This is a genomic window from Brachybacterium sp. SW0106-09 (genome assembly GCF_001293905.1).
Classification (GTDB): domain Bacteria; phylum Actinomycetota; class Actinomycetes; order Actinomycetales; family Dermabacteraceae; genus Brachybacterium; species Brachybacterium conglomeratum.
The window spans coordinates 42435-61577 of sequence record NZ_BCAK01000001.1; the positions used below are offsets into that span (position 1 = coordinate 42435).

The window sequence follows — 19143 nt, forward strand, 5'->3', positions numbered from 1 at the left end:
GGAGAGCCCGTGCCCACCACCCCGCCCGGCTTCCTGATCCTCGACGAGGCCCTCGCCGCCGCCCGTGAGGGAGACCAGCTCGAGCTCGCCGGCGACGAGGGCCGCCACGCGGCCAAGGTCGCCCGGATCGGGGTGGGGGAGCAGCTGCTCCTCACCGACGCCCCCGGCCGACAGGTCCTCGCCGAGGTCACCGCCGCCCGCAAGGAGGCGCTCGACCTGCGCCTGCTCGCGGACCCGTCCCCGGCTGTGCAGCGTCTGCCCCGACTCGCGCTGGTGCAGGCCCTCGCGACCGGCGGCCGCGACGAGCAGGCCGTCGAGTCCGCGACCGAGCTCGGCGTCGACCGCATCGTCCCGTGGACCGCGAAGCGCTCCGTCTCCGTATGGCGGGGGGAGAAGCTCGCCAAGGGCCGCGCGAAGTGGGAGGGCACCGCCCGCGCCGCCGTCAAGCAGTGCCGTCGGCCCGGCATCCCCGCCGTCGACGCCCCGCTGACCACGAGCGCGCTCGTCGAGGACCTGCGCGTCCGCGCGGCCGACGGGACGCTCGTGCTGGTGCTGCACGAGCAGGAGTCCGTCGGCGTGATGAGCCTCGCCGAGGAGCTGCGCGGAGCGAGCGAGGCCGGCATCGAGGAGATCGTCGTGGTCGTCGGCCCCGAGGGCGGGATCGACGAATCCGAGCTGGCCGCCCTGCGCGAGGCCGGTGCCCAGACCGTGCTGCTGGGCCCCGAGGTGCTGCGCTCCTCCACCGCCGGCCCCGCAGCCCTCGCGGTGCTCAGCGCGCTCGTCGGCCGCTGGGGCTGAGCCCACCGGCGGACCCCGCCGACGACAGGACCCCGCAGACGCTCGGCGCCGGCGGGGTCCTGCGACGTGAGGGAGCGGTTATCAGCCGACCGGGGAGAGCACCTTCGTCTCGAGCGCGGCCAGCGCGGTCTCCAGCGCGGCGGCCTTCTCCTCGGTGACGAACAGCTCGCCCTCGACGGAGAGGTCCTCGCGGAAGCCGAGGCCCACGGAGCCGACGACGTCGGCGCCCACGCGGCCCATCAGGGTCTCCAGCAGCGGCAGCACCTCGTTCGCGGCGCCCCAGCCGTAGCCGACCAGGATCGTGGGCAGGTTCTCCCACTCGTGGAACAGGAAGTCGATCGCATTCTTCAGGGCGCCCGGGTAGGCGCCGTTGTACTGCGGGGTGAGGATCACGATCGCGTCGAGCGCGGCGATCCGCTCGGCCCAGGAACGGCCGTGGTCGGTGGTCTTCTCGGCGCCGGACTTCGGCGAGGAGGGCTCGTCGAAGGAGGGCAGGGCGACCTCGCGCAGGTCGATGAGGTCGATCTCGAAGCGGCCGTAGGCCGAGGCGCTGACCCACTGGGCCACCTTCTCGCCGACTCGGTTGGGGCGGGCACTGCTGAGGAGGATTCCGAGCTTCGTCATAGTCCTTTAAACTTCTCATACTTTCAGGGGCTTCCCCAAGGAGGGGTGGTGTTCGTCGCTCCCGTAGACTCGCGACCATGGGTACGAGCGTCAACCGGAACGACACACTGCGTCACGATCCCGACTGCATCTTCTGCCGGATCCTCGCCGGGGAGATCCCCTCGGATCGGGTCCACGAGGACGAGAAGGTCATCGCCTTCAAGGACCTCCATCCGCAGGCGCCCGTCCACGTCCTGGTGGTCCCGCGCGAGCACCGCCGCGACGTGACCGAGCTCGCCGAGGACCCCGCGCTCCTCGCCCACACCGCCACCGTCGCCGCGAAGGTCGCCGCCGAGCAGGCCGACGGCGACTTCCGCCTCGTCTTCAACACCGGCGCGAGCGCCGGACAGACCGTCTTCCACGTGCACGCGCACGTCCTCGCGGGCGGGACGCTCGCAGAAGGAGAACTGTGACAGACCCCCTCAGCCCGGCTCCCGGACGCGCCCCCGAGGTGCGCGAGCGGAAGCTGGCGATCCCCGACCATCTCAGCCCCTTCCAGGTGCTCGGGGAGAACGACCAGGCGCTGGCCGCCCTCGAGGACGCTGTCCCCGACACCGACGTGCACGTGCGCGGACACCAGGTGACCCTGCGCGGCACCGACGACGCGCTGCGCCGCGGCGAGCACATCATGCGCTCCCTCATCGAGCTGGCAAGCACCGGCCAGCCCGTCACCGCCGAGGCCGTGCAGCGCGCCGCGAACCTCTTCGGCGACGACCGGGCGAGCGGCCGCAAGCTCGAGGAGGTGCTCTCCCGCACGATCCTCTCGTCGCGAGGCCGCACCATCCGCCCCAAGACCATGGGGCAGAAGAGCTACATCGAGGCGATCGAGAGCTCCACGATCACCTTCGGGATCGGTCCGGCCGGCACCGGCAAGACCTATCTCGCCGTCGCGATGGCGGTGCAGAAGCTGCTCTCCAAGCAGATCAACCGCATCATCCTCACCCGTCCCGCGGTCGAGGCGGGCGAGCGGCTCGGCTTCCTTCCCGGCTCGCTGAACGAGAAGATCGACCCCTACCTGCGCCCGCTCTACGACGCGCTGCACGACATGCTCGACCCCGAGTCGATCCCGCGTCTGATGGGCGCCGGCACCATCGAGGTCGCGCCCCTGGCGTACATGCGCGGCCGCACCCTCAACGACGCCTTCATCATCCTCGACGAGGCGCAGAACACGACGCCCGAGCAGATGAAGATGTTCCTCACCCGCCTCGGCTTCAACTCCACCATGGTCGTCACCGGCGACGTCACCCAGGTCGACCTCCCCGGCGGTCACCAGAGCGGCCTGCGCGTGGTCGAGAACGTCCTCTCCGGCATCGACGACATCTCCTTCTGTCGCCTCTCCTCCCGGGACGTGGTGCGCCACCGGCTGGTCAGCGACATCGTCGAGGCGTACGGGCGCTGGGAGATCCGACCCGGCGGCACCCGCGACTCCCGCCACCGCAGCAGCAAGGGGAACTGAGCATGACCATCGAGATCCGCAACGAGACCACCGCCGTCGTCGACGAGCGCGAGTTCGTGGAGCTGAGCCGCTTCGTCTTCGAGGCGATGCACCTCCACCCCGCCACCGAGATGTCGATCATCTTCGTGGACGAGGAGGCGATGGAGAAGCTGCACGTGCAGTGGCTGGACCTGCCCGGCCCCACCGACGTGATGAGCTTCCCGATGGACGAGCTCACCCCCGGCACCCCCGAGCACCCCGCCCCGGAGGGACTGCTGGGCGATGTGGTGCTGTGCCCGAGCGTCGCCGCGAAGCAGGCCGCCGAGTCCGGGCACAGCGCCGCCGAGGAGATGCTGCTGCTGACCGTCCACTCGATCCTCCACCTGCTGGGCTACGACCACATGGAGGAGGACGAGCGCACGGTGATGTTCGATCTCCAGCGCAAGCTCCTGCTCACCTTCCTCGCCTCGCGGCCGAGCGCCTGAGCCGAGATGTCCCAGCCTGATCAACCTCCCGGGCACCGCGCCGCTCCGAACACCACCCGGTCGGACCCGCGCGGTGCGGCCCTCGTCCCGCGTCCGTCGACCCGAGGAGGGCGCCCGTGAGCGCGCTCAGCCTCGCCCTGCTCGTGCTCGTCCCGCTCGCGCTCGTCGGCGGGATCGTCTCGGCGGTGCTCACCGCGGTCGACGCCGCCCAGCTCGCCGTCAGCCGCGGCACGCTCGAGAAGGCGGTCGCGGACCAGCCCGCCGCCGCCCGTGAGCGGGTCCTCCACCAGCACGCGGACTCCGGCCGCACCCTCGCCTCCGTCTCCCTGGGCCGCGTGCTCGGCGAGACCGTCATGGTCACGGCGATCGCCGCGATCTGCTTCTCCGCCCATGCCGAGCTGCGACCCGGTGAGGGCTGGGCGCTGCCCTTGCTGGCCACGCTGCTCATCGCCGGGCTGATGGCGCTGCTGATGCTCGCCATCTCCCCGCGCACCATCGGCCGACGCCGCGCCGAATCGGTGCTCATCTCCTCCCGCGGCCTCGTCGCCGTGATGCGGTGGCTGCTGTGGGTGCCCGCGAGCGCGCTCGCGAACCTCGGCGCGTCCCTCGCCGCCCGCGCCGGCAGCCAGGAGGATCCCGAGGAGCGCGCCGAGAAGGCTCGCCGCAACGTCGACCGCGCCCTCGAGGACGAGCACGTCCGCGACGGCGAGCGCGACATGATCCAGGGCGTCTTCGACCTGCGCGGCACGATGGTGCGCGAGCTGATGGTGCCCCGCCCCGACATGGTCACCATCGGCGCCGATTCCAGCGCCGAGAAGGCGATGCGGCTGTTCGTCCGCTCAGGCTTCTCCCGGATCCCCGTGATCGGCGAGAACGTCGACGACCTGCGCGGCATGCTCTACGTCAAGGACGTGATGCGCGCGATCCACTCACCGTGGGACCCGCGCCCGCAGCGGCCCGTGAGCGAGGTGATGCGCCCGGCCCGGTTCGCGCCCGAGTTCGTCCCGGCCGACGAGGTGCTGCGCCAGATGCAGACCAGCCATGTGCACATCACCGTGCTGGTGGACGAGTACGGGGGAGTGGCCGGCATCGTCACCATCGAGGACGTCCTCGAGGAGATCGTCGGCGAGATCGCCGACGAGCACGATCGGCGCGAGCCCGAGATCGAGGACCTGGGCGGCGGCCGCTACCGGGTGCCCGCCCGCGCGAGCCTGTCCGAGGTGGGGGAGCTGTTCGACCTCGACATCGACGACGACGACATCGACTCCGTCGGCGGGCTGCTCGCCAAGACCACCGGGCGGGTGCCGATCCCCGGCAGCACCGCCACCGCCCTCGGCCTCGACCTCGAGGCGGAGAGGACTGCCGGACGCCGCAAGCGACTGTCCACTGTGCTGGTGAGCAGGGCGGCCGACGACGAGGACGAGGACCGAGACCAGGAGGATCACCATGAGCGATGAGCAGCAGGTGCCCGGCACCGCCGACGGCACCCGAGCGGAGAGCGGCGGTGTGCACCGGGCGGGATTCGTCGCCCTCGTCGGCCGGCCCAACGTCGGCAAGTCCACCCTCACCAACGCGCTGGTGGGGGAGAAGGTCGCGATCACCTCGACCAAGCCGCAGACCACGCGGCGTGCGATCCGCGGCATCGTCACCCGTGAGGACTCCCAGATCATCCTTGTGGACACCCCGGGCGTGCACCGCCCCCGCACGCTCCTCGGGGAGCGGCTGAACGACCTGGTGCGCGAGACCCTCGGCGAGGTCGACGTGGTGGGATTCTGCCTGCCCGCCGACCAGAAGATCGGCCCCGGCGACCGGTTCATCGCTGAGGACCTGGTGGAGATGCGCACCGGCCGACGGGGACCCCGCGTGGTCGCGATCGTCACCAAGATCGACCTGGTGGGGCGCGACGTACTGGCCGAGCACCTGATGAACGTCGACCAGCTCATGGACTTCGACGAGATCGTGCCGATCTCCGCCGTGAAGGGCGAGCAGATCGACGTGCTCATGGACGTCGTCACCCGGCAGCTGCCCGAGGGCCCGCAGCTCTACCCAGACGACCAGCTCACCGAGGAGACCCGCGACGACCGCATCTCCGAGCTGATCCGCGAGGCGGCGCTGGAGGGCGTGCGCGACGAGCTGCCGCACTCGATCGCCGTGGTCGTCGAGGAGGTCGTCGAGGTCGACCCCGACGGCGATGCGTTCACCCCGGTCGAGCCCGGCACCGGGCGGCTCGTGGTGCGGGCGACCCTGTTCGTGGAGCGCGACAGCCAGAAGGGCATCATCATCGGTCGCGGCGGCTCGCGACTGAAGGAGGTCGGCTCCCGGGCGCGCAGCGAGATCAACGCGCTGCTGGGCCGGAAGGTGCACCTGGACCTGCGGGTCAAGGTCGCGAAGGAATGGCAGCGGGATCCGAAGCAGCTGGGTCGCCTCGGTTTCTGACGACAGGCGGGCGAGGGCGCGAGGCCGTCCTCGCCCGGGCGGTGCGTCGGTCACGGCGACCGACGGGGCGGAGGACGACGGTGTCCTCCCACCGCGGGAGTTGTCCACATTTCCGGGGATCGATGGCGGACCTGGGTGACTGCTGGGTACGGTAATGGTGATCCGTCCCACTCCCCGGAAGGCACCACCCATGCCTCGACGCCTCCTCAGCGCCGCCGCAGCCTGCACTCTCCTCCTCGGACTCGCCGCATGCGGTGAGGGCGGAGACGGTCCCGTGACCACGCCGCCGCCCAGCATCGACATCTCCGGATCGAGTTATGGGGGTGGGGACGACGGCGCCGCGAGCGATGGTGGAGGCGACGAGGCCTCACCGAGCGCCGCGCCGGACGTGCCCGCACCGGATCCTGCGGACTATCCGGGGATGGATGAGAACACTCCTGAGGGTGCGGAGCAGGCGTTCCGGTACTACATGGCGCTCATGATCTGGGGATATCAGACTGGGAACGTGGAAGACATGGAGAGTCGGGAGATTGGCAGTTGCAAAACGTGCGCGGAGAATCGAAGAATTATTCTTGATAACTCGGAGGCGGGGCTCTATTGGAGTGCCACCTCGATTGAAGATGTCGGAGTCGTTCACTACGATTCGGAAGAGTTTGATTTCGAGGTTGGCTATATTTTCGTGCTTGGTGAACATGAGGAGCCAAACCTTGAGACCGGCGAGCTTGAGTTGGAGCCTGCGACCAGGTATACCACGGCAGCTGTTGTGGATTGGGTGGACGGGGCCTGGAAGATTGTATCCGTGCGAGTGACGGCGGAGGCTGGGTGAGATGTTCTCGGGCGCGCTGTTTAGACCAGTTTCTCGGGGACTGACTGTTGTTCTGGTCTTGGTAATCTGGACCGCTTTAATGCAGTTCTCGTATGCTGGAATTGCGGGTGCGACAGATGAGAACAACGCTACTGTCGAGGATACGCAGATTGCCGAAGATGTTCTTTACCCCGAGGGGTCAGCCAGTGATGGGGATCCTGCTGTGCCCCCGGTAGCCAGCCAGGATGTCGGAAATACAGTTACGCCCCCTTCTGGACGGGTGCCCGATTTCATCACTCGCTTGCAGCGGGCGGCAGACCATGGTGGCTGGAACTGCAATGGGGTGGTGTGCCAGGCGTCCCGGGAAGCGTGTACCGCAGCGCCGGACTACACGACATATGGAGGCGAGATCCTGGCGAGACCTCGGGCATCGAGTGCTCGTGAGGGGGGCGCTTTGACCTTCGAGTCGATCACGCAGGATACGAGGTCGGGCGCGGAGACTTCCAACGGATACTCTTGTCAGGTTCCGTCGAGTCCAACTCCCGGGGTTGGGGGAATCGAAACGGCGGTGGACGCAGAGGCACCCGAGCCGGTCGTGATCATCATGACCCAGAGCGACTTTGCGAAGCTGCCGGTGAAGCCGTCTGTGGCCAGCGCCGGGCCGGAGCGGGGGTGGCTGCCGGCGGGAATGGTGAATGTGCTACATGCGGAGCATGAGGTGCAGACCCTTCAGACGGACCTGCTCGGCACCCCGGTGGCAGTTCGGGCCATTCCGACTTCGTATCACTGGGACCTCGGGGACGGAAACACGATCACTACGAGCAAGCCGGGCAAGCCGTACCCGTCGGAGGAGGTGTCGGCGAAGTACTCGGGGGAGGGCTGGTATGACGTCACGCTGACGACGACCTTCGCCGGCCAGTTCTCCGTGGACGGCGGGGAATGGCAGGACATCGACGGGACGATCGAGGTCGCCTCCGAACCGATCGCTCTCTACTCGAAGTCACTCGAGTCCCGGCTCGTGAATGGTGACGTGCCTGTCGACGAGGACGAGGATCCGTGGGTGCCGGGGCGTACTCCGGAGACCGACGGTCCCAAGGATCCTGAGGCGCGGCATCGGGAGATCTGAGCTCGCATGGGGCCCACGCGCGGCGGTCGCTGACTCGAGTGGGGCGTTCGTCGAGGCGGAAGAGTGAGGTGTTCGTCGGCGATGGGGTGTCGACGTCCCGGATGTTCGCATCGTGAGCCGCCCCGAGCGGCCTGCGTGACGGTGCTAACGTGACCATCGTGCGTGGATCGCTGCTCCTGCTTAGACGCCGCGACGGGTCCTGAACCGCCGGGAACCTGTCGCGGCTGACGTGCTGTCCGGCGACCGGCAAACCCAGCGAGAAGGACCTGAAGATGACTGACTCCACGAGCACCGCAAACATCGCGACCGTCGCCGCCGAGGCCGACCCCGCGACCCCCGTCGTCGGCACCACGGGCGACGCGCCCCAGCAGCCCTCGGGCATGCCGACCCACAAGTACCTGCCCTTCCACGAGCAGATCCAGGTCGAGCTCCCCGACCGCACCTGGCCCACCCGCCGCATCACCCGCGCCCCCCGCTGGTGCGCGGTTGACCTGCGCGACGGCAACCAGGCCCTCATCGATCCCATGAACTCCGAACGCAAGCTGCGCATGTTCGAGCTCCTGGTGAAGATGGGCTACAAGGAGATCGAGGTCGGCTTCCCGTCGGCCTCCAAGACGGACTACGACTTCGTGCGCACCCTCATCGAGGAGGACCGCATCCCCGAGGACGTGTCGATCCAGGTCCTCACCCAGTCCCGTGAGCACCTCATCGAGCGCACCTACCAGGCGATCTCCGGTGCCAAGCGCGCCGTCGTCCACCTCTACAACTCCACCTCGGTCGCGCAGCGCGACGTCGTCTTCCGCGCCGACGAGGACGCCGTGCTCGACATCGCCGTGCAGGGCGCGCTGCTGTGCAAGAAGTACGAGGAGACGATCCCGGACACGGCCGTCACCTACCAGTACTCCCCGGAGTCCTACACGGGCACCGAGCTCGAGTACGCCCTGCGCGTGTGCAACTCCGTCATCGACGTCATCAAGCCCACCCCCGATGACAAGATGATCATCAACCTGCCGGCGACCGTCGAGATGGCGACCCCGAACGTCTATGCCGATTCGATCGAGTGGATGCACCGCCATCTCGATCGCCGCGACTCGGTCGTCCTGTCCCTGCACCCCCACAACGACCGCGGCACGGGCGTGGCCGCCGCCGAGCTCGGCTACATGGCCGGCGCCGACCGCATCGAGGGCTGCCTGTTCGGAAACGGCGAGCGCACCGGCAACGTCGACCTCGTGACGCTGGGGCTGAACCTGTTCAGTCAGGGAGTCGACCCGCAGATCGACTTCTCCGACCTCGACGAGGTGCGCCGCACCGTCGAGCACTGCAACCAGATGCCCGTCCCCGAGCGCAGCCCCTACGGCGGCGACCTCGTGTTCACCGCCTTCTCGGGCTCCCACCAGGACGCCATCAAGAAGGGCCTCGAGCGCATGGAGGCCGACGCCGAGAAGGCCGGCAAGGCCGTCGACGACATGGTCTGGCGCGTGCCCTACCTGCCCGTGGACCCCAAGGACCTCGGCCGCTCCTACGAGGCCGTGATCCGTGTGAACTCGCAGTCCGGCAAGGGCGGCATGGCCTACCTGCTGCGCACCGAGCACGGGCTGGACCTCCCGCGCCGCCTGCAGATCGAGTTCTCCGGTATCGTCCAGCAGAGGACCGACTCCGACGGCGGCGAGGTCAGCGTCGAGGCGCTGTGGGACGTGTTCTCAGACGAGTACCTGCCGGCGAAGGACGACTCGCGTCGCTGGGGCCGCTACAGCTTCCGCGACGTGCGCCAGGAGTCCGCGGGCGACGGCGCCGATCGCATCACCGTCACGCTCGTCGTCGACGGCGAGGAGCACGAGATCACCGGTATCGGCAACGGCCCGCTGGACGGCTTCGTCAAGGCGCTGGCCGAGCGGAAGATCGACGTGCGGATCCTCGACTACGCCGAGCACGCCCTGACCGAGGGCGACGACTCCCTCGCCGCCTCCTACATCGAGTGCGAGATCGACGACCGGATCTTCTGGGGCGTCGGCATCGACGGCTCGATCACCCGCGCCTCCCTCGAGGCGATCACCTCTGCGCTGAACCGCAACGCCCGCTCCCGGGCCTGAGCCGGCCGGTGCAGGGTGCTGATGCGCCCTGCGCCGCGGCGGCGGAGTCGGGGTGCGCTGCGGGGCGCGATGGCCCCTCGCTCCGACGGACGAGTTCGACGGGAGGTACCAGATTTCTGGTACCTCCCGTCGATCAACTCTGGGGGAGCGGTACCTCCCGTCGATCAACTCCGAGGGGGCGGTACGGGTCGTCGATCAACTCCGGGGGAGTGGTACGGGTCGTCGATCAACTCCGGGGGAGTGGTACGGATCGTCGATCAACCAGTGGGGTCAGCAGCGCTGCCGCTCAGCGCGTCGACGCGTCGCCGTCCTCGCGCAGGTCGTCCTCGGTGAGGATCGGCATCTCGCCGGTCAGCGTCGCATGGGTGGGCGTGGGCAGCTCCCAGCCCGGTGCCTCGTCGATCGGCTGCGGCTCCCCGGCGGGACGGGAGCGCGCGGTGAGGGTGACGCCGGCGCTCGCGACGACCACCAGCACCGCCGCCGTGACGCGGAGCGGAGTGATCTCCTGGCTCAGCAGGAGGACGCCCGCGAACAGCGCGACCACCGGCTCGAGGCTCAGCATGATGCCGAAGACGTGACGGGGCAGGCGGCGCAGCGCGGAGAGCTCGAGCGTGTACGGCAGCACGGAGGCGAGCAGCGCAGTGCCCAGCGCGATCAGCAGCAGGCGCGGCTCGGCGATGCCGGCGATGGCGCCGGGCGCGCCGAGCGGCAGCACGGCCAGGGCCCCGATCAGCATGGCGACGGCGAGGCCGTCCTGTCCGGGCACGATGCGTCCCACATGCGCGCTGGCGAGCACGTAGAGCGCCCAGAAAACCGCCGCGACCAGTGCGAAGACGACGCCGAGCACGTCCAGGGAGGCCGCACCGGTGAGGGACTCGAACCCGAACAGGCTCACGCCTCCCAGCGCGAGCAGCACCCAGAGCAGATCGGTGCGGCGCGTGGACAGCAGCGCGGACAGCACCAGCGGTCCGAGGAACTCGATCGCCACCGCCGTGCCCAGCGGGATCCTGTCGATCGAGGCGTAGAAGGCTCCGTTCATGCCGCCGACCGCCACGCCGAAGGCGGCCACCCCCAGCCACTGCTGCCGCGTGAAGCGATGGATCTTCGGGCGCACGATCACGATCAGCACGGCCGCGGCGAGGCCCAGGCGCAGCGCCGTCGTGCCCCAGGAGCCGATCGCCGGGAAGAGCTGCGTGGCCAGGGCCGCTCCGAACTGGAGCGAGATGCACGAGCCGAGGATGAACAGGATCGGCGTCATCGGCACGCCGCCGGAGTGGGCGCCGCCGCCGACGCCTGCGGTCGCCGTGGTCGAGGAGGTGGAAGAGGTGGTCACGACTCCACTCTGGCCCCGCTGTCCTGTCGGGTCCAGCGAATGTTCTCGACGTGTACCGTGAAGCAGACATGGCCGATCGGGAAGGATGCTCATGCTGAACCTGCACCGGCTCTTCCTCCTGCGGGAACTGCGCAGGCTGGAGACGATGTCGGCGATCGCGCGGGAGCATTCGATGTCGCCGTCGGCCGTCTCGCAGCAGCTGTCCCAGCTGGAGAGGGAGTCCAAGGTCACCCTGTTCGAGCAGGCCGGACGCCGCGTCGTCCTCACAGACGCCGGCGCTCGGCTGGCCCGTCGGGCCGAGGAGATGCTGGGACTGATGGAGACGGCGGAGGCCGAGCTCGTCAGCGCCCAGGGCGAGGCTTGGGGAGTGCTCCGGGTGGCCTCCTTCCAGACGCCGCTGATCGCGCTCGCGCCCGTGGCGGTGAGCGTGCTGGAGCAGCGTCACCCCGACCTGCGGATCGAGATCGCCCAGCGCGAGGTCGAGGAGGCCTACGAGGGGCTGCTCGCGCACCGGTTCGAGGTGATCCTCGGCGAGGACTATCCCGGCGGTCAGCAGGTCGTCCGTCGCGGCACCGATCGGGAGGACCTCCTGCAGGACCCGCTGCTGCTGGTGCTGCCCGACCACGGTCCCGCCTCCGGGGCGCGACGCCTGCAGGACCTCGCCGAGATGCCCTGGGCGCTCGACCCGGAGGGCACCCGCACCGGGGCGTGGGAGCGCACCTACCTCCGCTCGGCGGGGATCGAGCCGTGGGTCCGCTTCGACACCCCCGATCCGCTCCTGCAGGTGCACCTGGTCCGCTCCGGCCATGCCGCCGCCTTCGTGCCCGGCCTCATCGCCGCCGAGCACCTCGGCGGCACCCGGGTGCTGCGGCTGCCCGGTGACCCCCACCGGGGCCTCTACACCGCGGCGCGCGCGGGGGCGCGCGAGCATCCCTCCCTGCTCGCCTTCCGGGCCGCGCTGCTCGAGGCGGCCGACGCGCTCGGCGACCTCCCCGGACTGGAGCGTCTCGGGTCCTGAGCGTCGGGCGGGAGGCACGCTGCTCGCCGCACCGTCGCCCCGCCGCTCCTCCTTTCGGCGGATACCGTCCTGAACGGCTTCCGTCATCGTCCTCGGCCGCGTAGACAGGACCCATGCCGAGCACCCTGGACGACGACGTCACCCCAGAGCCTTCCCCGCCCGGCCGCGGGAGCGGCCCCCGATCAGCGGGGCCGATCCTGCTGCTCGTGCTGCTGCTGGCGGTCGTCGGCGGCCTCCTCTCCCGCGGCACCAGCACCCCGCAGCCGGCGACCGCCCCGGACGAGGTGTTCAGCGCCGAGCGCGCCGCCGCGGCCGCCGCTCCGCTGGTGCAGGAGCCGCGCCCGGTGGGGACGGAGGCCAACGCCGCCGCCCACGACCACCTCGCCGAGCAGCTCACCGGGGCGGGCTTCGAGGTCACCTCCTCGGAGGGGATCGGCCGACGCACGGCGGAGCGAACGGGCTCGGCCGGCTATGTGCGCAACCTCGTCGCGACCCGCCCCGGCAGCGACCCGACGGGCACCCTCGTACTGGCCACGCACATCGACTCCGTCCCCCACGCGCCCGGCGCCGCGGACGCGGGGGTCGGACTCGCGGTGATCCTCGAGACGGTGCGGGCGCTCGGTCCCGAGGCGCTGCGCAACGACCTGGTGATCCTGCTGGTCGACGGGGAGGAGACCGGCCTGCTCGGCGCGCAGGCGTACGTCGACGGCGCCGGTGAGGAGCTGCGCGCACCGGTCGTGGTGCTCAACCACGAGGCGCGCGGCATCTCCGGCAGGCCCCTCGTGGCCCGCACCGCCGGTCCCATGCACGAGACGCTCCCGGTGATGCCCCGTCCCGAGTACGAATCGTTCACCGATGCGCTGTTCGGGGTCATCCCCAACGACACCGACTTCACGGTCTACCGCGACGAGGGAGGCTGGTGGGGACTGGACGTCGCCCTGATCGGCGAGGCGTGGGCGTATCACAGCCCTCAGGACGACGCCGAGCACCTCGATCCCGGCTCGCTCCAGCACTTCGGCGAGCTGACACTCTCCCTCACGAGGGAGCTCGGCGCGCAGGACCTCGCCGCGCTCGAGGACGCGGGCGAGGACCGCCCGGTGCAGACGACCATGCCGTGGGGGATCCCCGTGATGCCGCCCTGGCTCGTGCAGGGCCTCGGCCTCGCCGCTCCGCTCGCCCTCGCGGCGACGGCGGCCGTGCTGCGCCGACGCGGACGGCTCACCCTGCTCGGCACCTCCTTCGGCGCGCTCCTCGCCCTGCTCGCGATCGCCCTCGCGGGCGCCGCCGGATACGGGCTGTGGAGCGCCACCGCGGCCGCGAGCCCCGACATCCTCTCGCAGACGATGAAGGAGCCGGTGGTGGCGCTGCCCTTCCTCGGCGCGGAGCTGCTCGCCGGCGCCATGGTGATGGCGGCGGCCTGGCTGCTCGGTCGCCTCCTGATAGGTCGGGACGCGCTGCTGGCAGGGACGGGGATGCTCGCGCTGCTGCTGATCGCGGCGGTCGCCGTGCTCTCGCCGGCCTTCGCGAGCTCCATGGTGCTCCCGGCCGCTGCGGCGGGCATCGGCATCCTGCTCGGCACGCTGCTTCCCCCGGTCCCCTCGCTCGTGGTGAGGGCGGCCGCCCTGCTGCCGACGGGATGGCTCGTGGGCACCCAGGTCCATGCCCTCGGCGAGTTCGGGATCGCCTCCTCGGTCGGAGCGCTCGCCGCGACCACCGCGCTGGCCCTCGCCGCCGCCGCGCCGCTGCTGATCGCGCCGCAGGGGGAGGCCTCGGGCACCGCGCGGCGGCCGCACCGGCTCCTGATCCCCGCGCTGCCGGCGGTCCTCGCCGTCGGCCTCGCGATCGGCGGCACCGAGCTCACCCGCGCCGCGGGCGAGCCCGTGCAGGAGCGGGTGCTCGCCGCCGTCGACGCGGAGACCGGGCACACGCGCTGGGAGAGCGACGGCGTGACCGAGTGGGGCCGGTCCCTCGACGGCATCGAGGGCACCTCGGTGGTCGAGGGGCCGCAGGTCGAGGTGGAGCCCGTAGGGGAGGGGACGACCAGCACACGGATCCGTCTGACCTCGGCGCGGCCCGGAGCCGAGTACCGCCTGGAGCTCGCAGAGGGGGAGTTCTCCGGGGTCACGGTCGACGGGGAACCGCTGGCCGACGACGACTCCTCGGGGTCGCAGGGTCTGCGTGCCCTCCGGATCGTCGGGGTCCCCGCGGGCCACGAGGTCGTGATCGAGGCCGAGGTGCCCGACGGAGCGAGCATGGAGGTGGTCGAGACCGTCTACTCGCCGGCGCTGGCCGACGGCTGGGTCGCGCCGGGATCCGGGGTCTCCCTGGTGCAGCCGAGAGTGGAGATCTCCCGGACCGTCACCCTCTGAGCTGATATCTTGGCGTCTAGATATATGTCGAGGGGGGGATCCCGATGGCCCACACCTGGAGCCCCGAGCAGTACCTCCGCTACGGCGACGAGCGCGCCCGGCCCTTCCTCGACCTCACCGCCCGCCTCGGCGCCGGGTCGCCGCGGCGCGTGGTCGACCTCGGCGCCGGACCGGGCACGCTGACGCGACTGCTCGCCGAGCGCTGGCCGGAGGCGGAGGTGCTCGCCGTCGACTCGAGCCCCGAGATGATCGCCCGCGCCGCCGAGATCCCGGGCCTCACCGCCGTGCACGCGGACCTGCGCACCTGGGAGCCGCCCGGCGAGGTCGACGTGCTGGTCAGCAACGCCGCGCTGCAGTGGGTCGACGGGCACCTGGAGCTGCTGCCGCGCCTGGCGGGGATGCTCGCACCGGGCGGCCGACTCGCGATGCAGGTGCCGGGCAACTTCGAGGAGCCCAGCCACACGATCCGACGCGAGCTCGCCGCCGAGGAGCCCTATGCCCCGCACGTGCAGGGCATCGCCTCACCCTCCTCGCACGACGCCGCGACCTATCTGCGGGCGCTGCAGCAGGCGGGCCTCGAGGTGGACGCCTGGGAGACCACCTACCTCCATGTCCTCCACGGCCCGGACCCCGTCTTCGACTGGGTCGCCGGCACCGGCGCGCGCCCCACTCTGCAGGCGCTGCCCGAGGACCTCCGGCCGCGCTTCGAGGAGGAGTTCAAGGCCCGGCTGCGCCGCGCGTATCCGGACGACGGGCATGGCGTGGTGCTGCCCTTCCGCCGCGTCTTCGCCGTCGGCCGCCGGGGCTGAGCGGCGGCAGACGAGCGGGCGCACCGAGCGGCCGGCCGTCGCGCCCGCGACCCCGCCGGCGCGCAGCCAGGACCCGGCTCAGCCGACCTGCGGGAAGCCCTTCCTCGCGGCCTCCGCGATCCGGTTCAGCTGCTTGCGGTCCGAGAGCGCGCCGAGCACGCCGCCGAGGCCCGGGATCGCCTTGCCGAACAGGCGCGCCGAGCGCAGGCCGAAGCGTCGGATGAGCCGCCCGCCGACCGCGGAGACCACGGCCGAGTGCGGGGACGCGGGGAGCTTCCCCGCCACCCCGCGGGCGGCGGCGCCGGCGACGGGGCTCAGGCCGATGTTCCTCAGCACGTCCCCGGACTCCTCGCCGAGCAGCGTCGCGAGCACCCGCACGCGCACCTCCTCGTCGTCCAGGTCGTAGCCTCGCACGACGGCGATGGCGCCGACCATGCGGGTGGCCTGGATGTAGAACTCCATCACGTTGGTGGGCAGCAGGATCGGCAGGGTCACCACGCCCCCGAGCCCGGTGAGGAAGCCGCCGGCGGTGACGCCCCGTCGGTGCCTGCGGACGATCCGGCGCACCGCCTTCTCCGGCCGCTTCCGGGCGCGGCCGCGCTGCGCCTTCCTCGCGACGTCGGCGGCGGAGGAATAGGTGAGCTTCCCGTCCAGGCCGATGTCGCGGACGGTGTCGATCATGCGCTGCACGGCGCCGTTCGGGCTCGCCTCCGCCTTCTCGGTGCGGGCCTCGCGCATCGCGTCGCGGGCGGTGCTCTTCGCGGTGTCGTCACGGCGCAGCATGCTGAAGATCCCCATGGGCGTCCTCCTGGTCGTCGGTGTCCGGCGGTCGGTGCCGCGCCCGCGGCGGGTGCGGCACGAGGCCCATCATGCCGTGCCGCGACTGCCCGCGCGTGCCGGCGGACCACATGGTGGGGGAGTCCGACGGGCGCGGGCCACGGGGCGGCCCCGCCCGGCGAGAGCGCGGCGCCGTCCGGTGAGAGCTCCGCGCGGCCCGGCGTGAGCGAGGTCCCGTCCGCCTCGGCCGTCGCCTCCGCGAATGCGTCGTGCCCGCGGCGTAGTCTCGGAGCACCATGGCCAGCAAGCTCTACCGTGACGATGCGATCGTCCTGCGCACCCACCCGCTGGGCGAGGCGGACCGCATCATCACGCTGCTCACGCGGCGGCACGGCAAGGTCCGCGCCGTCGCCAAGGGCGTGCGCCGCACCGGCAGCCGCTTCGGCGCGCGGCTGGAGCCGTTCACGCTGGTCGACGTGCAGCTGCACGCCGGGCGAAACCTCCACACCGTCACCCAGGTCGTCACGATCGAGGCCTTCGCCGTCGGCATCACCGCGGACTACTCCCGCTTCGCCGCCGCCAGCGCCATGCTCGAGACCACCGACCGCCTCACCGACGAGATGGTCGATCCCAACCAGCGCGGATTCCTCATGCTCGTCGGCGCGCTGCGCGCCATGGCCGAGGGCCGCATCGCCCCGCCGCTCGTGCTCGACTCGTTCCTGCTGCGCACCCTGGCCGTCTCCGGCTGGGCGCCCGAGCTGCGCGTGTGCGCCTCCTGCGGGGCCGACGGCCCCCACCACGCCTTCGACGTGCGTGCGGGTGGCCTGGTCTGCACGCCGTGCCGTCGGCCGGGCGCCATCGCGGTGCGCCAGTCCACGATCGAGCACATGATCTTCCTGCTCGCCGGGGACTGGGAGAATGTGACCGATGCGGAGGAGACCGTGCAGCAGGAGGCGGGTCGTCTCATCGCGGACACGGTGACCTGGCATCTCGAGCGCTCGGTCCGCTCCCTGCACTACGTCGAACGCTGATCCCCATCCCGGGCGGGTCCACGGCCCGCACGATCCCGCACGATCCAGGAGGACCCCGAATGCCCGGTGCATCCCGTCACGGGTACCAGGAGCCGTTCGCCCATCCCAGCGGCGCACTGCCCCCGCAGCTGCCGCCTCCCACGATCCCTCGCCACGTCGCGGTGGTGATGGACGGCAACGGCCGCTGGGCGAACCGTCAGGGCCTGCCCCGCACGGCAGGGCACGAGGCCGGGGAGGCGGCGCTGCTGGACGTCGTCGCCGGCGCCCTCCAGATCGGTGTGACGCACCTGAGCGCCTACGCCTTCTCCACCGAGAACTGGAAGCGGTCCCCGGAGGAGGTGCGCTTCCTGATGGGCTTCTCCCGCTCCGTTCTGCGCCGCCAGCGCGACACCCTGGACTCCTGGGGCGTGCGGATCGTGTGGATCGGCCGTGAGCAGCGCCTCTGGGACTCGGTGATCCGGGAGCTCAAGGAGGCCGAGGAGCGTACCCGCGACAACACCCGCATGACGCTGTACATGTGCGTGAACTACGGCGGTCGCGCCGAGATCGTCGACGCGGTGCGCGAGATCGCCGAGGAGGCGCGGGCAGGGCGGCTCAAGGGCTCCGGGATCAGCGAGAAGACGATCCAGCGCCATCTCGTCGACCCCGACATGCCCGAGGTGGACCTGTTCCTGCGCACCAGCGGCGAGCAGCGCACCTCCAATTTCCTGCTCTGGCAGGCCGCCTACGCCGAGCTCGTGTTCGTCCCCGAGCTGTGGCCGGACGTGGATCGCCGCGTGCTGTGGCGGGCGATCACGGAGTACGCGCGGCGCGATCGGCGCTACGGGGGAGCGGTCGACGCCCCCGATGCGTCGGAGGGTCCGTCCGCAGGGCTCTGAGCGACCCGCTCGGCCGCGGCGGTCTTCGCGGGCCGAGCCGGAGCGGCGGCCGGCTCCGTCGTAGTCGGCCGGTCGCCCTCGGCCTCGGGCGAGGCCTCGGTCCCGACCTCGCTCTCGGCGAGGGTCGCGACCAGGGCGGCCCGGGCGCCCGTGCGGCGGCGGTGGTGCAGCACGAGGGCCACCAGCAGCACCAGCAGGGCGAGCACGGCGACGGCGCCGGCGGGGGAGACGAGGAACAGCTCGAACCAGCCCGCCACGGCCACCAGGCCGACGGTCGCGTAGATGATCGCCCAGGCCAGGCCGCCGACGGCGAGGGCGGGCAGGTAGCGGCGGGCAGGCATGGCGGTCAGGCCCGCGGCGGCGTTCGCGGCGGTCTGGAAGCCGACGGTCAGGAAGCTCAGCGCCACGGCCCAGGCACCCCAGCGGTTGACGAGCTCGGTCGCGCGCTGCACGGAGGTCGACTCCAGCAGCTTCTTCACCCGGCCGCGGTTCGCGGCCTTCCGCGCCCCGCGGCCGACGAGATAGGTGCCGCCGGCGCGCGCCCAGATGACCACGTACAGGAACGCGATCGCAGGCAGGAGCGGCAGCGACTGGACCCAGTCCATCATCGCTCGGCCACCTCGTCCTCCGGCTCCTCGGGATCGTCCTCGTGCTCCGAGGGCTCGGCGGTGCTCGAGTGCTCCTCGCACAGCCCGAAGACCTCGAGGGTGTGGTCCACCTCGGTGAAGCCGTGCTCGCGGGCGATCGCCGTCATGGACGCCTCGAGCCTCGGGGCGAGGAACTCGACGGTGCGGCCGCACTCGCGGCACACCAGGTGATGGTGGTGGCCGGTGTCCTCGCACTGCCGGTAGAGGGACTCCCCGTCCCCCGCCACGAGCACGTCCAGACGCCCGGCGCGGGAGAGCGCCTGCAGGTTGCGGTACACGGTGGCGAGGCCGACGGTCTCGCCGTCGGCGCGCATCTGCTCGTGGATCTGCTGGGCGCTGCGGAAGTCCACCTGCCGGGAGAGCGTCTCCAGGATCGCGGCACGCTGGCGGGTGTTCCTCTGCATGCCCTCATTGTCCCCCACCTGGTGCGGGACCTCCATCTC

19 protein-coding genes are annotated in these 19143 nt (G+C 71.2%); 14 read left to right on the top strand and 5 right to left on the bottom strand.

Annotated elements, in window-relative coordinates; genetic code table 11:
- Positions 1–9 precede the first annotated feature (9 nt).
- On the top strand, positions 10–798 hold the full coding sequence (locus Y09_RS00175; protein ID WP_053915665.1) for a 16S rRNA (uracil(1498)-N(3))-methyltransferase: 789 nt from the start codon (positions 10–12) through the stop codon (positions 796–798).
- Positions 799–879: 81 nt separating this feature from the next.
- Here the strand turns inward: Y09_RS00175 and Y09_RS00180 are convergent, their stop codons facing one another.
- Positions 880–1422: an NADPH-dependent FMN reductase gene (locus Y09_RS00180; RefSeq protein ID WP_053915666.1), complete on the bottom strand. Its 543-nt coding sequence runs from the start codon at positions 1420–1422 to the stop codon at positions 880–882.
- 77 nt (positions 1423–1499) lie between these two features.
- On the opposite strand from Y09_RS00180, the gene Y09_RS00185 reads away from it, so the two are divergent.
- The 8 genes from Y09_RS00185 (at position 1500) to leuA (ending at position 9838) form a co-directional block, all read left to right on the top strand.
- The gene (locus Y09_RS00185; RefSeq protein ID WP_010551692.1) at positions 1500–1874 is read left to right on the top strand and encodes a histidine triad nucleotide-binding protein; all 375 of its coding nucleotides are present in this window, start codon (positions 1500–1502) and stop codon (positions 1872–1874) included.
- On the top strand, positions 1871–2917 hold the full coding sequence (locus Y09_RS00190; protein ID WP_053915667.1) for a PhoH family protein: 1047 nt from the start codon (positions 1871–1873) through the stop codon (positions 2915–2917). The genes Y09_RS00185 and Y09_RS00190 overlap by 4 nt, the downstream gene beginning before the upstream one ends.
- A 2-nt stretch (positions 2918–2919) precedes the next feature.
- Positions 2920–3381, top strand: coding sequence for an rRNA maturation RNase YbeY (gene ybeY / locus Y09_RS00195; protein ID WP_053915668.1), 462 nt, complete (start codon positions 2920–2922; stop codon positions 3379–3381).
- 116 nt (positions 3382–3497) lie between these two features.
- Positions 3498–4838 (top strand): hemolysin family protein, encoded by a 1341-nt coding sequence (locus Y09_RS00200; RefSeq protein WP_053915669.1) that lies wholly within the window; start codon positions 3498–3500, stop codon positions 4836–4838.
- Positions 4828–5817: a GTPase Era gene (era, locus tag Y09_RS00205; protein ID WP_053915670.1), complete on the top strand. Its 990-nt coding sequence runs from the start codon at positions 4828–4830 to the stop codon at positions 5815–5817. Before Y09_RS00200 ends, era begins: the two co-directional genes overlap by 11 nt.
- Positions 5818–6091: 274 nt before the next feature.
- The gene (locus Y09_RS16690) at positions 6092–6643 is read left to right on the top strand and encodes a DUF6318 family protein (protein ID WP_234695584.1); all 552 of its coding nucleotides are present in this window, start codon (positions 6092–6094) and stop codon (positions 6641–6643) included.
- Between the two features lie 583 nt (positions 6644–7226).
- On the top strand, positions 7227–7748 hold the full coding sequence (locus Y09_RS00215; protein ID WP_082358569.1) for a PKD domain-containing protein: 522 nt from the start codon (positions 7227–7229) through the stop codon (positions 7746–7748).
- Between the two features lie 272 nt (positions 7749–8020).
- A complete protein-coding gene (leuA, locus tag Y09_RS00220) occupies positions 8021–9838 on the top strand; it encodes a 2-isopropylmalate synthase (RefSeq protein WP_053915672.1) in 1818 nt (605 codons plus the stop codon).
- Between the two features lie 286 nt (positions 9839–10124).
- On the opposite strand, the gene Y09_RS00225 is transcribed toward leuA, so the two are convergent.
- The gene (locus tag Y09_RS00225) at positions 10125–11171 is read right to left on the bottom strand and encodes a DMT family transporter (protein ID WP_053915673.1); all 1047 of its coding nucleotides are present in this window, start codon (positions 11169–11171) and stop codon (positions 10125–10127) included.
- Between the two features lie 91 nt (positions 11172–11262).
- Between Y09_RS00225 and Y09_RS00230 the strand changes: the two genes are divergently transcribed.
- From Y09_RS00230 to Y09_RS00240, 3 genes are all read left to right on the top strand, one after another.
- Complete coding sequence (locus Y09_RS00230) at positions 11263–12189, top strand: LysR family transcriptional regulator (RefSeq protein WP_053915674.1); 927 nt, start codon at positions 11263–11265, stop codon at positions 12187–12189.
- Positions 12190–12302: 113 nt separating this feature from the next.
- A complete protein-coding gene (locus tag Y09_RS00235; RefSeq protein ID WP_053915675.1) occupies positions 12303–14558 on the top strand; it encodes a M28 family peptidase in 2256 nt (751 codons plus the stop codon).
- Positions 14559–14602: 44 nt separating this feature from the next.
- Positions 14603–15367, top strand: a complete 765-nt coding sequence (locus Y09_RS00240; protein ID WP_053915676.1) for a methyltransferase domain-containing protein — start codon at positions 14603–14605, stop codon at positions 15365–15367.
- Positions 15368–15445: 78 nt separating this feature from the next.
- Here the strand turns inward: Y09_RS00240 and Y09_RS00245 are convergent, their stop codons facing one another.
- Entirely contained in the window at positions 15446–16165 is a 720-nt protein-coding gene (locus tag Y09_RS00245) for an EcsC family protein (protein WP_053915677.1), read from the bottom strand.
- A gap of 275 nt (positions 16166–16440) precedes the next feature.
- Between Y09_RS00245 and recO the strand changes: the two genes are divergently transcribed.
- Together recO and Y09_RS00255 are read left to right on the top strand one after the other, a co-directional pair.
- Entirely contained in the window at positions 16441–17175 is a 735-nt protein-coding gene (gene recO / locus Y09_RS00250; protein ID WP_053915678.1) for a DNA repair protein RecO, read from the top strand.
- Positions 17176–17234: 59 nt separating this feature from the next.
- A complete protein-coding gene (locus tag Y09_RS00255) occupies positions 17235–18053 on the top strand; it encodes an isoprenyl transferase (RefSeq protein ID WP_053915679.1) in 819 nt (272 codons plus the stop codon).
- Here Y09_RS00255 and Y09_RS00260 read toward each other — a convergent pair.
- A complete protein-coding gene (locus Y09_RS00260) occupies positions 17996–18661 on the bottom strand; it encodes a DedA family protein (protein WP_053915680.1) in 666 nt (221 codons plus the stop codon). The two genes, Y09_RS00255 and Y09_RS00260, sit on opposite strands and share 58 nt — an antisense overlap.
- Entirely contained in the window at positions 18658–19104 is a 447-nt protein-coding gene (locus Y09_RS00265; RefSeq protein WP_082358570.1) for a Fur family transcriptional regulator, read from the bottom strand. The genes Y09_RS00260 and Y09_RS00265 overlap by 4 nt, the downstream gene beginning before the upstream one ends.
- Between the last annotated feature and the right edge of the window lie 39 nt (positions 19105–19143).

Excerpts from the sequence above, each read along its gene's own strand:
- Y09_RS00180 (WP_053915666.1), bottom strand. The coding sequence starts at position 1,422 with ATGACGAAGCTCGGAATCCTCCTCAGCAGTGCCCGCCCCAACCGAGTC.
- Y09_RS00185 (WP_010551692.1), top strand. The coding sequence starts at position 1,500 with ATGGGTACGAGCGTCAACCGGAACGACACACTGCGTCACGATCCCGAC.
- ybeY (WP_053915668.1), top strand. The coding sequence starts at position 2,920 with ATGACCATCGAGATCCGCAACGAGACCACCGCCGTCGTCGACGAGCGC.
- era (WP_053915670.1), top strand. The coding sequence starts at position 4,828 with ATGAGCGATGAGCAGCAGGTGCCCGGCACCGCCGACGGCACCCGAGCG.
- Y09_RS00215 (WP_082358569.1), top strand. The coding sequence starts at position 7,227 with ATGACCCAGAGCGACTTTGCGAAGCTGCCGGTGAAGCCGTCTGTGGCC.
- leuA (WP_053915672.1), top strand. The coding sequence starts at position 8,021 with ATGACTGACTCCACGAGCACCGCAAACATCGCGACCGTCGCCGCCGAG.
- Y09_RS00230 (WP_053915674.1), top strand. The coding sequence starts at position 11,263 with ATGCTGAACCTGCACCGGCTCTTCCTCCTGCGGGAACTGCGCAGGCTG.
- Y09_RS00235 (WP_053915675.1), top strand. The coding sequence starts at position 12,303 with ATGCCGAGCACCCTGGACGACGACGTCACCCCAGAGCCTTCCCCGCCC.
- Y09_RS00240 (WP_053915676.1), top strand. The coding sequence starts at position 14,603 with ATGGCCCACACCTGGAGCCCCGAGCAGTACCTCCGCTACGGCGACGAG.
- Y09_RS00245 (WP_053915677.1), bottom strand. The coding sequence starts at position 16,165 with ATGGGGATCTTCAGCATGCTGCGCCGTGACGACACCGCGAAGAGCACC.
- recO (WP_053915678.1), top strand. The coding sequence starts at position 16,441 with ATGGCCAGCAAGCTCTACCGTGACGATGCGATCGTCCTGCGCACCCAC.
- Y09_RS00255 (WP_053915679.1), top strand. The coding sequence starts at position 17,235 with ATGCCCGGTGCATCCCGTCACGGGTACCAGGAGCCGTTCGCCCATCCC.
- Y09_RS00260 (WP_053915680.1), bottom strand. The coding sequence starts at position 18,661 with ATGATGGACTGGGTCCAGTCGCTGCCGCTCCTGCCTGCGATCGCGTTC.
- Y09_RS00265 (WP_082358570.1), bottom strand. The coding sequence starts at position 19,104 with ATGCAGAGGAACACCCGCCAGCGTGCCGCGATCCTGGAGACGCTCTCC.